Source organism: Arthrobacter sp. 05T420 (assembly GCF_056396305.1).
Window position 1 is genome coordinate 264139 of the sequence record NZ_JBFTLG010000001.1, and the last position, 14618, is coordinate 278756.

Annotated in this window: 10 protein-coding genes; 8 read left to right on the forward strand and 2 right to left on the reverse strand. The window is 64.2% G+C overall.

The features are described from left to right. The first annotated feature begins 254 nt into the window (after nt 1-254). From AC1DEM_RS01290 to AC1DEM_RS01300, 3 genes are all read left to right on the forward strand, one after another. The gene (locus tag AC1DEM_RS01290) at nt 255-2036 is read left to right on the forward strand and encodes an ABC transporter family substrate-binding protein (RefSeq protein WP_476882739.1); all 1782 of its coding nucleotides are present in this window, start codon (nt 255-257) and stop codon (nt 2034-2036) included. 178 nt (nt 2037-2214) lie between these two features. Next, on the forward strand, nt 2215-3756 hold the full coding sequence (locus AC1DEM_RS01295; RefSeq protein ID WP_476882740.1) for an ABC transporter permease: 1542 nt from the start codon (nt 2215-2217) through the stop codon (nt 3754-3756). Nucleotides 3757-3782: 26 nt separating this feature from the next. Then, nucleotides 3783-4916 carry an ABC transporter permease gene (locus AC1DEM_RS01300; protein WP_476882909.1) on the forward strand — a complete coding sequence of 378 codons (1134 nt, stop codon included), beginning with the start codon at nt 3783-3785 and terminating at the stop codon, nt 4914-4916. 24 nt (nt 4917-4940) lie between these two features. Here AC1DEM_RS01300 and AC1DEM_RS01305 read toward each other — a convergent pair whose 3' ends face one another. Then, the gene (locus AC1DEM_RS01305) at nt 4941-5567 is read right to left on the reverse strand and encodes a PH domain-containing protein (protein WP_476882741.1); all 627 of its coding nucleotides are present in this window, start codon (nt 5565-5567) and stop codon (nt 4941-4943) included. Nucleotides 5568-5645: 78 nt separating this feature from the next. On the opposite strand from AC1DEM_RS01305, the gene AC1DEM_RS01310 reads away from it, so the two are divergent. From AC1DEM_RS01310 to AC1DEM_RS01330, 5 genes are all read left to right on the forward strand, one after another. Further along, nucleotides 5646-7472, forward strand: coding sequence for an ABC transporter ATP-binding protein (locus AC1DEM_RS01310; RefSeq protein ID WP_476882742.1), 1827 nt, complete (start codon nt 5646-5648; stop codon nt 7470-7472). A gap of 314 nt (nt 7473-7786) precedes the next feature. Further along, on the forward strand, nt 7787-9427 hold the full coding sequence (locus tag AC1DEM_RS01315; protein ID WP_476882743.1) for a peptide ABC transporter substrate-binding protein: 1641 nt from the start codon (nt 7787-7789) through the stop codon (nt 9425-9427). A 221-nt stretch (nt 9428-9648) separates the two neighbouring features. Beyond that, nucleotides 9649-10578, forward strand: coding sequence for an ABC transporter permease (locus AC1DEM_RS01320; RefSeq protein WP_476882744.1), 930 nt, complete (start codon nt 9649-9651; stop codon nt 10576-10578). After that, nucleotides 10568-11563: an ABC transporter permease gene (locus AC1DEM_RS01325; RefSeq protein WP_476882745.1), complete on the forward strand. Its 996-nt coding sequence runs from the start codon at nt 10568-10570 to the stop codon at nt 11561-11563. Before AC1DEM_RS01320 ends, AC1DEM_RS01325 begins: the two co-directional genes overlap by 11 nt. Before the next feature lie 11 nt (nt 11564-11574). Beyond that, nucleotides 11575-13296 carry an ABC transporter ATP-binding protein gene (locus AC1DEM_RS01330; RefSeq protein ID WP_476882746.1) on the forward strand — a complete coding sequence of 574 codons (1722 nt, stop codon included), beginning with the start codon at nt 11575-11577 and terminating at the stop codon, nt 13294-13296. Between the two features lie 136 nt (nt 13297-13432). Here the strand turns inward: AC1DEM_RS01330 and AC1DEM_RS01335 are convergent, their stop codons facing one another. After that, entirely contained in the window at nt 13433-14365 is a 933-nt protein-coding gene (locus tag AC1DEM_RS01335) for an SGNH/GDSL hydrolase family protein (protein ID WP_476882747.1), read from the reverse strand. Nucleotides 14366-14618: the final 253 nt, after the last annotated feature.

A 14618-nucleotide genomic window follows, 5' to 3' on the forward strand; every position in this document is an offset into this window, starting at 1 on the left:
CTGTGTGCGGTTCTTTTATCTTTTTGCTGCGCAGCAGTCAATGCTTTTATGGAAAGCCGGCTTTGCGGACCGTGTCCAACGTTGCAGCTCGGTAACGAACTTTACGGTGGGTCAACTTTGGTGGCTCCAAGTGGCCTTCGGGGTTTACGCTTCATGCCATGTGAGACGGACCACACTGCCGCTGGGGGAGTGTGGACGTCTGTCTGGCGCTTTCGGCGCCGGTCTCACCCACACCACAGAAACAAGGAGGCGGAATGCGCTTGGGTCGTATTTCCAAAGCAGTGGGCGTGGCGGCAGCAGCTGCCATCGCCCTCAGCGCCTGCGCAGGCAACAGCGGCGGGACAACCCCGACCACCGCGGCCGCAGCAGGCAAACAAGGCGGATCGGCAACCGTAGTAGAGGTCAACGCATTCAATACGTTCAACCCGAACACGGCCGACGGCAACACTGACATCAACTCGAAGATCAGCTATGCCACGCACTCGGGCTTTTACTACATCGACAACAAGCTCAACGTTGTCCGTAACGAGAAGTTCGGCAAGATGGAAAAGGTCTCCGACAATCCGTTGACGGTCAAGTACACCATCAACGACGGCGTGAAGTGGTCTGACGGCACGCCCGTCACCGCGGCCGACCTTGTGCTGCAGTGGGCCGCCTTCTCCGGTTACTACAACGACGCGAATGCGGAAGCGAAAACCGGAACGTCCTATTTCTCGTACGCAGGTGACCCCACCGGTCTTGCCCTCACCGACTTCCCGGAACTCGGCGAGGACGGCCGCAGCATGACGCTGAAGTACTCCAAGCCGTTCGCTGACTGGGAAATCGCCCTTGGCGGCCCGGGCATCGACATCCCGGCCCACGTCCTGGCCAAGAAGGCGGGTCTGGCGGACACGAAGGCGTTCATTGACCTCCTGAAGGGCATGCCCCGCGGCGACGCCAAGGCCCCGAAGCCGGCGAACGCCAAGCTCAAGGCCATGGCTGACATGTGGAACACCGGCTTCGACACCAAGACCCTGCCGGCTGATCCGAGCCTCTACCTCTCCAACGGCCCGTTCATCGTCAAGAGCGTCAACCAGGACCAGTCCCTGACCATGGTCAAGAACCAGGACTACAACTGGGGTCCGACAGCCAACCTGGACGAGATCACCGTCCGCTACATCGGCGAGGCACCGGCCCAGGTCCAGGCGCTCAAGAACGGCGAGGCCGACATCATTGCCCCGCAGGCGTCCGCCGACACCGTGGAGCAGCTCAAGGCACTCGAAAGCCAGGGCGTGAAGGTCGACGTCGGCCACCAGCTCGCCTACGACCACATCGACCTGAACTATTCGGGCCCGTTTGCCGACAAGAACGTCCGCGAGGCGTTCATGAAGGCCATCCCGCGCACGGACATCGTCGACAAGATCGTCAAAAAGCTCGATCCGCAGGCTGCACCGCTTGACTCGCAGCTCTTCGTTCCGGATCAGGCCCCGTACGCCGACTCCGCCAAGAGCAACGGTTCCTCCGCGTACCAGGGTGCGGACATCGAGGGTGCCAAGAAGCTCCTCAACGGTGCCACCCCTGAGGTCCGCATCATGTACAACAAGGACAACCCCAACCGTGTTGACGCCTACTCCCTGATCAGCGAGTCCGCCAAGAAGGCCGGCTTCAAGATCGTCGACGGCGGCCTGGGCAAGTCTGACTGGGGCAAGGCCCTCGGTGACGGCAGCTACGACGCCACCATCTTTGGCTGGAGCAACTCGGGCGTCGGCGTGTCCGGCGTTCCGCAGATCTTCAAGTCCGGCAACGACTCCAACTTCAACAAGTTCAGCGACCCGGCAGCGGACAAGCTGATGGATGAACTGATCGTCACCACCGACAAGAGCAAGCAGGACGGCCTCGTAACGCAGATCGACAAGATGATCTGGGATTCAGCCTATGGCCTTCCGCTCTTCCAGTCGGTTGGCGTGGACGCGTACAGCGACCGCATCACCGGTGTGAAGTACATGCCGAACCAGACCGGCGTTTGGTGGAACTTCTGGGAATGGGCACAGAAGTAGCCCGCGACCCCAAGTAACACTGCTGGAAAGGCGTCGGGACCACAGCTTCTTCGGTCCCGACGCCTTTCTGGCGATATCCTAGCGATGCCGTGGCCCCGCCGCCACATCGGCTGGAACCGGCCAAACTCCGCGACCGGTCCGGGCAATCCCCGGGCCCGAACTCCGAGGTTCTATTCCAATGGTGACCTACATCTTCCGGCGGCTTGTGACTGCCGCCCTCATTCTTCTCGGCGCATCCTACTTCGTGTATCTCCTGACAGCGGCGTCCGGAGATCCCCTTGAACAGTTCCGCGACAACCCCTCGCCGCAGAAGCAGGCGCTCATGGACGCGAGGACCGAGCTCCTGCAGCTGGACACCCCTGCCCCGCTGCGGTATTTCAAGTGGTTCGGCGGCGCGATCCAGTGCGTCATCCCGTTCGCCAACACCTGCGATCTCGGGAAAAACATCGCAGGCCAGCCCGTCACTGAAGCCCTCGGCAACGCGCTCATCCAGACCCTGACCCTGGTCACCGGGGCCACTGTGCTCGCCATCCTGATCGGCATCACCCTGGGTATCATCACCGCCCTGCGGCAGTACAGCACGCTGGACTACGGCGTGACGTTCATGGCCTTCCTGTTCTTCTCCCTGCCGATCTTCTGGGTGGCCGTCCTGCTCAAGGAATTCGGCGCAATCGGCTTTAACGACTTCCTGCGAAACCCCGAGGTGCCGCTGACAGTGGCGCTTGGCATCGGCGTCGTCGCCGGCGCGCTGACAGCCATCGCGGCGGGCGGGGCCATGAAGCGCCGGCTGCTGGCCGGAGCTGTCGCCTTCGTCTTCGTCAGCGCGGTGCTCGTCTACTTTTCCGCCACCGAATGGTTCAAGACGCCGGGCCTTGGCCCCGTGGTCATCGCCATCGCCGGGTCGGGCATCGCCTTCGCTGTGACCCTGCTCTCCGCCGGGCTGAAAAACCGCAAGGCCCTGCAGTCCGCCCTCATTGCCGTCGGCGTCGGCGTCGTGCTGTACTTCCTCCTTCAGCCGCTGCTCAACGAGGCCACGTTCGTGATGATCGTGCTGCTGGCGATCGCCTTCGTACTGATCGGCATGGGCATCGGCTATCTGGTGGGAGGCTACGACCGCGGGCAGTCCATGCGGGCGGCAGCCATCACCTCGTTCCTAGTCGGCTTCCTGATCCTGCTGGACCGCTACATGCAGGCATGGCCCACCTATTTCAATAACAGCCGAGTGCGCGGCCGCCCTATCGCCACCATCGGTGCCACCACACCGAACATCCAGGGCGACTTCTGGGTCCTGAGCCTTGACTCGTTCACCCATCTGATCCTGCCCACCCTGGCCCTGATCCTCATTTCGCTGGCCAGCTACACTCGGTTCACGCGCTCCTCGATGCTGGAAATCATGAACATGGACTACATCCGCACGGCCCGGGCCAAGGGCCTGAGCGAGCGGACCGTTGTCATGCGCCACGCCTTCCGCAACGCCCTGATTCCGATCGCCACGATCGTCGCCTTCGACATCGGAGCACTGATCGGCGGCGCCGTCATTACCGAAACCGTCTTCTCGGTCCGCGGCATGGGCTTCCTGTTCCTGGACGGGATTGCGCACGTAGATCCCAACCCGGTTATGGGCGTCTTTATCTGCGTCGCCATTACGGCCATGGTCTTCAACCTCATTGCGGACCTGGCCTACTCCGCACTGGATCCGCGCGTAAGGGTAAAATCATGAGCCAGCCAAGTCAGCAGGAAGTCATCATGGCCGAAGATGCAGCCTCGCGGATATCAGCCGCGGCCGGCATTGAGCCGGTCCTCGAGGCAAAGGGCCTCAGCCAGGGCCAGATTGTCCGAAAGCGGTTCCTCGGACACTCCGGCGCCATCATCGGCCTCGTGGTGTTCTCGTTCATTTTCATCCTGGCCTTCACCTCGGTGGGCTACCTGGGCATCCCCGGCTGGTGGAAGTACACGCACGAGCAAGTCTCCCCCCTCGTCAACGGCGGCGCACCGACCTCCTCATTGTGGCCCCCGGCCTGGGGCGAACATCCGTTCGGCCAGGACCGGATCGGCCGCGATCTCTTCGCCATGACCATGCGCGGTGCGCAGCAGTCCATCACCATCATGATCGTGATCGGCCTCATCGCCGGCCTGATCGGCGTGGTGGTCGGTGCCATCTCCGGCTACTTCCGGGGTTGGGCCGAGGCCATCCTGATGCGCCTGACCGACGTCATTATCATCATTCCCGCCCTGCTTCTGGCTGCCGTCATGGCCCAGCTTGCCGGCCGCCGGGACCAGGGAAGCTGGTTTGCTTCCTTTGCCAGCACCAACGGCGTACTGGCCCTCGGAATCTTCTTGGGCCTGATCAGCTGGGTCGCCCTGGCCCGCCTGATGCGCGGGGAGTTCCTGTCACTGCGCGAACGCGAGTTTGTCGATGCGGCCCGGATTTCCGGCGCCAGCAATGCCAGGATCATCTTCAAGCACATCCTGCCCAACGCCGTCGGCGTGCTGATTGTGAACGTGACCCTCACAATGTCCGCCGCGATCCTCACGGAAACGGCATTGAGCTACCTCGGCGTCGGCGTCAAGGCTCCGGACACGTCCCTGGGCCTGCTCATCTCGCAGAACCAGCAGGCCTTTGCCACCCGGCCGTGGCTCTTTTGGTTCCCGGGCATGTTCATCGTGCTCATCTGCCTCAGCATCAACTTCATCGGTGACGGCCTGCGGGACGCCTTTGACCCGCGGCAGAAGAAGTTCAATGCCAAGAAGGCTGCCGATCACGGCGGACCCGCCGTGCAGGCAGGCACTGTGACCGGTCTGGACGGCACCGATCAAGCGGGGTTCCGGCCCGAGGAGCCGGGGCACGACGGGCCGGCTGACGGAACACGGGGCCAGTAAATGCCGGCCCCGTGCAGGCACCGGCTACCTGGCGGTAACCGCCAGGTAGCTGGCCGCCAGGAGCAGTACGACGGCGCCGATCGCCACCCAGCGAACAGTGACGGTGGCGGCGGTGCTGGAGGCCTCTCCGGCCGCGAGCTGCCCGCCTTCCACCAGCTCATGCCACCGCGCCCGCACCAGCATGGCGGCCTGCCCCGAGTCCGTGGTCTTCAGATCGCCCGGACGGACCGACTTGCCGGGGCCGTAGCTGGTTGCCGGCAGGCCGTGGAGGTCTTCCGGGCGGGCGTGGCGGCCGCCCCAGATGCCGGGGGCGGGCGCGGCCCAGGACGTGTAGCTCTTCTCTGCGGTGACCAGCGTCAGTGCAAAGCGGGTATCGACGTGCACCAGCGCGGCCCACGGCACCTCAATCGAGCGGAACGGATTTTCCAAGGTGACGCCGGCATCGTGGACCACAACGGAGGGCATCCAGAACAATTGCCAGCCCATGAAAGCGATGAAGGCCAGCGGGGCGACGCCGCCCAGCGCCGCCGGGCCTGCCATGACGATCGTGGCAACAACACCGAACGCGGCTACCGCCCAGGACAGCCACGCGAACCATTTGTTGGTTCGTGCTTTGAAGACTTCAACTTTTCCGGCGTGCGCAGAGCTCATGCCCCCAATAATTCAGTATTCCGAGCCGCAGCACTAATCCCCGGTGCACCGGCGGCCCGGGCGGAAGGATAGCCCATCATGACTGACTTCATCACCCTCGATCCTCCGGCGTCACCCGCGCCTAGCAAAGGCGAAACCGTCCTGGAGGTCCGGGATCTCAGCGTGGATTTCGGTGTGGACAAGAAATGGGTCCCGGCTGCGATCGGCCTGAACTACGAGGTCCGGGCCGGCGAAGTCCTCGCCATCGTGGGGGAGTCCGGGTCCGGAAAGAGCGCCAGTTCAATGGCGCTCCTGGGCCTGCTGCCCAGTAACAGCCGCGTGAGCGGAAGTGTCAAGCTCGGCGGCCGTGAGCTGCTGGGGAGCAACGAGGCCAATATCCGCGCAGTACGCGGCAAGGACGTCGCGGTGATCTTCCAGGAGCCGATGACGGCCCTCAACCCCGTCTACACCGTGGGCGCGCAGATCGTGGAAACTGTGCGTCTGCACAATGAAGTATCCCCGGAAGAAGCCAGACTCCGCGCCCTGCGCATGCTGGAACTTGTCGAACTGCCCGATCCGGAGAAGGCCTTCCGGTCCTACCCGCACCAGCTTTCCGGCGGGCAGCGCCAGCGCGCCATGATCGCGCAATCGCTCTCCTGCGACCCGAAGCTGCTCATCGCCGATGAGCCGACCACGGCCCTCGATGTGACAGTCCAGGCCGAAATCCTTGACCTCATGCGCAACCTGCGGAACAAACTGGACAGTGCCATTGTGCTGATCACCCACGACATGGGGGTGGTGGCAGACCTCGCCGACCGGATCGCCGTCATGCGCAAGGGCCTGATCGTGGAAACCGGGACGGCGGCGCAGATCTTCCACAACCCGCAGCACGAGTACACCAAGGCGCTGCTGGCCGCGGTCCCGCACCTGGGCCAGGGTGGCGCCGATTCCGCGGCGGACGTGGACGTCACCGCCCCTCTCGCCGCCGCGACCCACGTCGAGATCCTCTCCATTCCGGAAGATGAGCTGATCCGGCGGGAGCGCGAAAATGCCGCTGCCCTGGCCGTGGCCGAGGCGGCCAAGCCGAAGGGCGAGCCGGTCCTGGAGCTCAGCGATGTCGCGATCGAGTACCCGAAGCAGGGCCGGGTGCCGGCCTTCCGTGCCGTGGAAGGGGCCAATCTGGTCATCTATCCCGGACAGGTAGTCGGCCTGGTCGGCGAGTCGGGTTCCGGCAAGACCACCATCGGCCGGGCCGCCGTCGGCCTGCTGCCGGTGGCGGCAGGCACCATGCGCGTGGTGGGGCAGGACATTTCCGCCGCCAAGCAGAACGGCCGCCAGCTCCGCGAGATGCGCCGGCATGTGGGCATGGTGTTCCAGGATCCGTCGTCGTCCCTGAACCCCAGGCTGCCCATCGGGGAAAGCATCGGGGAGCCGATGTTCCTGGCACGGGCCGCGAAGGGCGCCGAACTGCAGCACCGGATTGAGGCGCTGCTGGACCAGGTCGAGCTGCCGCGGGACTACCGCAACCGCTACCCGCACGAGCTCTCCGGCGGACAGAAGCAGCGCGTGGGGATCGCGCGTGCCCTCTCGCTCAAGCCGAAGTTGATGGTCGCCGATGAGCCCACATCCGCCCTCGACGTCTCCGTCCAGGCCAAGGTGCTCGACCTCTTCCAGAACCTGCAGAAGGAACTGGGATTCGCCTGCCTCTTCGTCACCCACGACCTCGCAGTGGTGGACGTGCTCGCGGACCGGATCTGTGTGATGCAGCGCGGCAGGATCGTGGAGCAGGGGACCCGGGACCAGATCCTCCGAAATCCCCAGGAGCCCTACACCCAGCGGCTCCTGGCGGCCGTTCCGCTGCCGGATCCGGACAAGCAGCGCGAGCGCCGCGAACTGCGTGCGCAGCTGCTGTCCGGGGCCAGCTGAGGTGTGCCCGTGGGCGGGCTGAGGCGTGCCCCGGGGGCTAAGAACCGCCAGATTCCAGTTAATCGCGGGTAACCCGGGTCACACGGCGGACATATAGTACCAGCCGGTAGCGTGTGACTTGAAATACATCGCGCTTGACGTTAACCGTCATGAGATTGTCGGATCACGGTTTGGCAACGGAGTTCCAACATTTGGACAGTTAAGGGCTAGGCTACTTCCATATGTAGGCCACGTCACAGGGGATACCCCTGTGCCTGCTTACGGGGAAGCATAAGTTTTTCCCTCACGAACTCCCACAACTCATAGGAGGCGGAATGCGTTTTTCGCGCACTTCCAAAGCACTGGGCATGGTGGCTATCGCCGCCCTCGCCCTGACCGGATGCGGTGCCAGCGGCTCTGCAACCGGTAGCGGCAGTACCGGCGGAGACACCACCAAAGTGATCTTCGCCGATGGCTCCGAACCCCAGCGTCCCCTCATGCCGGCCGACACCAACGAAGTTGGCGGCGGCAAGGTCATCGACATGATCTTCGCGGGCCTGGTCAGCTACGACCCCAGTGGCAAGCCGGTCAACGAACTCGCCGAGTCCATCGAGGGCAAGGACGGCCAGCACTTCACCATCAAGGTCAAGAAGGACCAGAAGTTTACGAACGGCGAGGCCATCACGGCCAAGACCTTCGTCGATTCCTGGAACTTCGGCGCCGCAGCCAAGAACGCCCAGCTCAGCGGTGGCTTCTTCGAAAGCATCAAGGGCTACGACGAAGCCAGCAAGGAAGGCTCCACCGTCACGACCATGTCCGGTCTGAAGGTGGTTGACGACCAGACGTTCACCGTTGAACTGAAGCAGCCGGAATCCGACTGGCCGCTTCGCCTCGGCTACACCGCGTTTGTTCCGGTTCCCTCCGGCGCACTGAAGGACCCGAAGGGCTTCGGCGAGAAGCCGGTCGGCAACGGCCCGTACAAGCTTGCGGACGGCGGCTGGCAGCACAACGTGCAGATCCAGCTCGTTCCGAACCCGGACTACAACGGCCCGCGCAAGGCCAAGAACGCCGGCGTGACCTTCAAGATCTTCCAGAACGACGACTCGGCCTACCAGGCGCTGATGTCCAACGATCTGGATATCCTGCAGACCATCCCGACCAGCCAGCTGAAGAACTTCAAGTCTGACCTCGGCGACCGCACCATCAACAAGCCGTACGCCGGCAACCAGACCATCGCCATCCCGGAATACCTGCCGGAATGGAGCGGTGAGGCCGGCAAGCTCCGCCGCCAGGCGATCTCCATGGCCATCAACCGCGACGAGATCACCAAGGTGATCTTCAACGGCGCACGCCAGCCCGCCAAGGACTTCACAGCCCCCGTGCTTGACGGCTACAGCGACGCGATCGCCGGTTCCGACAACCTGAAGTTCGACGCCACCAAGGCTAAGGAAGCTTGGGCCAAGGCCGACGCGATCAAGAAGTGGGACTCCAACGAGACCTTCACCATTGCCTACAACGCCGACAAGGGCGGACACAAGGCTTGGGTTGAGGCAGTTGTCAACCAGCTCAAGAACACCCTCGGCATCAAGGTTGAAGGCAAGCCGTACGCTACCTTCAAGGAAGCCCGCAACGACGCCACCGCCAAGACCCTCACCGGCTCCATCCGCGCCGGCTGGCAGGCAGACTACCCGTCGCTGTACAACTTCCTCGGACCGATCTACAAGACCGGTGCCGGCTCCAACGACGCTGGCTACGCCAACCCGACGTTCGACAAGGCCGTCTCTGACGGCCTGAACGCCTCGTCGGTCAGCGATGGCAACAAGGCCATGAACAAGGCCCAGGAGATCCTCCTGACGGACCTGCCGGCCATCCCCCTGTGGTACCAGGTTGCCCAGGGCGGCTGGAGCGACAAGGTCTCCAACGTTGACTACGGCTGGGACGGCGTCCCGCTGTACTACAACGTCACCGGTAAGTAACACCTAAACGACGGCGGGGGCCGCCCTTTATGGGGCCTCCGCCGTCGTCGTGTTTTCCCGCCATTTATTTTCTTGATGCCCGGCTCTCCGGGCGAACTTTTCGCAGCCCTGCGCCGTGAACGAACCGGCGCCGGTCTGCATCCATAGTGAAAAGGTTCTTTGATGAACAACTCCGCCGCATCCCTGGACAGGATGCCTGCCAACGAGGGTGTGACTCGCTGATGCCGACATACATCCTCAAGCGTTTCCTGCAACTGATTCCCGTCTTCCTGGGCGCAACACTGCTGGTCTACTTCCTGGTCTTCAGCCTGCCCGGGGACCCCATCGTGGCACTGTTCGGCGACAAGCCGGTCAACGTGGCCGTGGCCGCCAAACTGCGGGAGCAGTACCACCTGGACCAGCCGTTCTGGATGCAATACCTGCTCTACCTCAAGAGCATTTTCACGTTCGACCTCGGCCAGGACTTCTCCGGACGCCCCATCGCCACAGTGCTTGGCGAGGTCTTCCCCGTCACGGCGCGGCTGGCCATCATGGCCTTGATCTTCGAAGGTGTTTTCGGCATTGTCTTCGGCCTCATCGCTGGCCTGCGCAAGGGCAAGTTCTTTGACGCCACGGTCCTGGTCGCCTCCCTGATCGTGATCGGGATCCCGATCTTCGTTTTGGGCTTCCTGCTGCAGTTCACCATCGGCGTCCAGCTCGGCTGGGCCAAGCCGACCGTCAGTTCTGCCGCGACCGTCCAGGACCTCATCCTGCCGGCGATTGTGCTTGGACTGGGTTCCTTCGCCTATGTCCTCCGCCTGACCCGCACGTCCGTCATTGAAAACATGAACGCCGACTATGTGCGCACCGCCACCGCCAAGGGCCTCTCCCGTTTCCAGGTGGTCCGGGTCCACATCCTGCGCAACTCCCTGATTCCCGTCATTACGTTCCTCGGCGCCGACCTCGGCGCCCTGATGGGCGGGGCAATCGTCACGGAAGGAATCTTCAACGTCCCGGGCGTAGGCAACCGGCTCTACCGGGCCGTCCTGTCCGGCGAGGGTCCCACCGTGGTCTCGATCGTCACCGTCCTGGTGCTGATCTACTGCCTGTCCAACTTGCTCGTTGACCTGCTGTACGGCTGGCTTGACCCGAGGATCCGTTATGACTCCTGATAACACCACCACCGCACGGCACACCGTTGCCACCCGTCCGGTCCGCCGGTCCGAGCACTTCGTGGCCGATGTCTCCGAGACCCCGCTCCAGGTAACGGACCGGGTCAAGGACGAAGCCGCACCGCTGAGCCTTTGGGGCGAGGCCTGGAAGAACCTGCGCAAGCAGCCGCTCTTTCTCATCTCAGCATTCCTGATCCTGGTGGTCCTGGCGGTCTCCCTCTTCCCCGGGCTCTTCTCGCCGATCGACCCGACCTCGGAGGCGTGCCAGCTGGCCAACTCCGACGCCGGCCCCGCCGCGGGCCACCCCCTGGGCTTCACCCAGCAGGGCTGCGACGTCTACGCCCGCGTCATCTTCGGCACGCGCTCCTCGGTCACAGTGGGCCTGTTGACCACCATCGGGGTCCTCTTGATCGGCGGCATCCTGGGTGCCGTGGCCGGCTACTACGGCGGCTGGATCGACTCCGTCCTGGCACGCATCAATGACATCTTCTTCGCCCTGCCCCTGATCCTGGGCGCGATCGTGCTCATGCAGCTGCCTGCGTTCCGGACAAACAAAACGGTCTGGACGCTGGTGCTCATCCTGATCATCTTCGGCTGGCCCCAAATCGCGCGCATCACCCGCGGCGCCGTCATCGAGGTCCGGAACGCCGACTTCGTCACGGCCGCCCGCTCGCTGGGCGTCTCGAAGTTCGGTGCCCTCATGCGCCACGTCCTGCCGAACTCGCTGGCACCGATCATCGTCGTGGCCACCATCTCCCTGGGCACGTTCATCGTGGCCGAATCCACGCTGTCCTTCCTGGGCATCGGGCTGCCGCCCAGCGTCATGTCCTGGGGCAACGACATCCAGGCGGCGCAATCCTCGCTCCGGTCCAACCCGATGCCGCTGCTCTACCCGGCCATCGCGCTGTCCATCACTGTCCTGAGCTTCATCATGCTGGGCGATGCCCTGCGTGATGCCCTCGATCCCAAAGCCCGCAAGCGATGAAAGGGGACACCATGAGCGCCTCTGTTGAAATCCTGGAAGCTGAAGACGTCACTGAGCGCCCGCTGCTTGAAATCAAGGACCTGGCCATCGGGTTCACCACCAGCAACGGCGAGGTCAACGCCGTCCGCAACGCCCACCTCACCATCATGCCGGGTGAAACGGTTGCGATTGTGGGCGAGTCGGGCTCCGGCAAGTCCACTACCGCGCTGGCCGCTATTGGCCTGCTCCCGGGCAACGGGCGCGTCGCTGCAGGCCAGATCCTGTTCGACGGCGAAGACATCTCCAACGCCAGCGAAAAGCGGATGATCGAACTCCGCGGCAACAGCATCGGCATGGTCCCGCAGGACCCGATGTCCAACCTCAACCCGGTGTGGAAGATCGGCGACCAGGTCCGAGAGACGCTGAAGGCCAACGGTCTCCCGAGCGGCCCCGACGACGTCGCCAAGGTCCTGTCCCAGGCCGGGCTGCCGGACGCTGGTAGCCGCGCCAAGCAGTACCCGCACGAGTTCTCCGGCGGCATGCGCCAGCGCGCGCTGATCGCGATCGGGCTCGCCTGCCAGCCGCGCCTGCTCATCGCGGACGAGCCGACGTCGGCGCTCGACGTCACCGTGCAGCGCCAGATCCTGGATCACCTGGACAGGATGACCACGGAACTGGGCACCGCGGTGCTGCTGATCACGCACGACCTCGGCCTCGCCGCCGAGCGCGCCGACCAGGTGGTAGTCATGTACCGCGGCCAGGTTGTCGAATCCGGGCCCTCCCTGGAGCTGCTGCAGAACCCGCAGCACCCGTACACCCAGCGGCTGGTCGCCTCGGCGCCGTCGCTCGCGTCCCGCCGCATCCAGGCCGCCAAGGAACTGGGCGTGGAAACCGAGGACATGCTCGCCCCGAGCGAGACCGGCGTGGTTGAGCCGTCCAAGACGGACGAGGTCCTGCAGATCCAGAACCTGCGGAAGGTCTTCAAGCTCCGTTCGGGCCTGGGCAAGTCCACGGACTTCACCGCCGTCGACGACGTCTCCTTCAGCGTCAAGCGGGGAACCACGACGGCGATCGTGGGGGAGTCGGGATCCGGCAAGTCCACGGTGGCGCAAATGGTCCTGAACCTCCTGGCGCCGACCTCCGGCAAGATCATCTTTGACGGCGTGGACACCTCCACGCTGAACAGCAAGGAGATCTTCGCCTTCAGGCGCCGCGTGCAGCCGATCTTCCAGGATCCGTACGGTTCGCTGGACCCGATGTACAACATCTTCAGGACCATCGAGGAACCGCTGCGGACCCACAAGATCGGGGACAAGGCCAGCCGCGAGAAGAAGGTCCGGGAACTGTTGGATCAGGTGGCGCTGCCGCAGTCCACCATGCAGCGGTACCCGAACGAGCTCTCCGGCGGCCAGCGCCAGCGTGTCGCGATCGCCCGCGCCCTGGCACTGGATCCCGAGGTGATCATCTGCGACGAGGCCGTCTCGGCCCTGGATGTGCTGGTGCAGGCACAGGTGCTGAACCTGCTTGCCGAACTGCAGTCCCGGCTCGGCCTGACCTACCTGTTCATCACCCACGACCTCGCGGTGGTCCGGCAGATCGCTGACCACGTCTGCGTCATGGAGAAGGGCAAGCTGGTGGAGACGGGTTCAACGGACGACGTCTTCGATGCGCCGCAGCAGGACTACACCCGGGCGCTGCTCAACGCCATTCCCGGCGCCGGTCTCATGCTGCCGCCGGAGGTTGAAGTGGCCTGAGCCGCTTCCCCTAGGACTTGAACAAGTCCGCCGCTAGCAGCAAGGAGCCGGTGTCCGCCCGTTGGGGCGGGCGCCGGCTCCTTTGCTTTTATCCTGGGCGTGCCCGCCCTGGATAACCCTGGCGGGAGGACCGGCGTTAGCGGGACAACCCGGCGAGCATGCCGGGGTCTGCGTAGTCAAGGCCTAGTGACTCCAGCCGCTGGGAGAAAACGGCGCCCAGGGCCGCGTGGCCCTGCCGGTTCAGGTGGACCCCGTCCGCCATCGAACCCGTGAGGTTGTACCGGGTGAGCCAGTCGCCCGCGCTCACGAACGTCAGCCCGTGCCGGTCCGCCACCTTGCCCAGGAGTGTGTCCACTTCGGACCGGCGCCCACCGCCGTTGTGGGCACCCCGCGCGAGCGTTCCGACCATGATTACCCGGGCCGCGGGATAGCGCTGCTGGATGCTGGCGATCAGCCGCTCGGCGTTGGCGACGATCTGCGCGTTCGAGGCCCCGCGCGCGGCGTCGTTCCCGCCGCCTTCGAGCACCACGAGGGGAGGGGTGCCGTACGGGAGTTTCCAGTCGCCGCGCTGGAGCGCGTCGATGTAGTTGCCGGTCTTGCCGTTCGACGCCACGTAGCCGGTGCCGCCCCGGCCGCAGAAGAAGACTTTGTACCCGGCGGCGGCCAGACCCTGCCTGGGCCAGCCAAAGGACGGTTCCGACTGTGAATCGCCAATGAGCACGGCGACGTTGCTGGTGTTCTTGACGATGATCTCACTGCGGCCGTTTGCTGGATTGCGGTAGATCGAGCCGCCCGGCAGATCGGCGGGGTCGATGGTGGCGCCAATGCGCGTTTCCACCGCGGATCCTGCAGCGACCGGCACGCCGGCGCCGTTGGCGGCTCCGGCCTGGCGGGCGGTCAGGGGGGCGCCCGCAGAGCCTGCGCCAGAATATCCGCCGTCGGAAGAGTCCACAACGGAAGAGCCTGCGTCGTTCGCAGGTGAAAAAGAGGCCGTCCCGCAGCCGCCAAGAACTACGCCTACGGCGATCATCGTTGCGACAAAGCTGGACACGGCCGAGGCGTTTCGCATGAATGACTCCGGGCTTGCTTGCTGCTATCAGAGCAATGATGGTGCATGGGCGCCGGAAAATCCAGTGATTTTACTCACAGGTAATAAAGCACTTCCGTGCGCCTGTCTTGCTCCGGCGACCCCGCGAGGGCCAGCGCCCGGTTCGCATTTTAGGCCAATAAATGACCTAGCGTTTAGAATGGTAGAAGGTGCCCTGTGCCAAAGGGACTTATCCGTCGTGCGTTCCGGTTGGAAATGTCGCGATACAACAGCT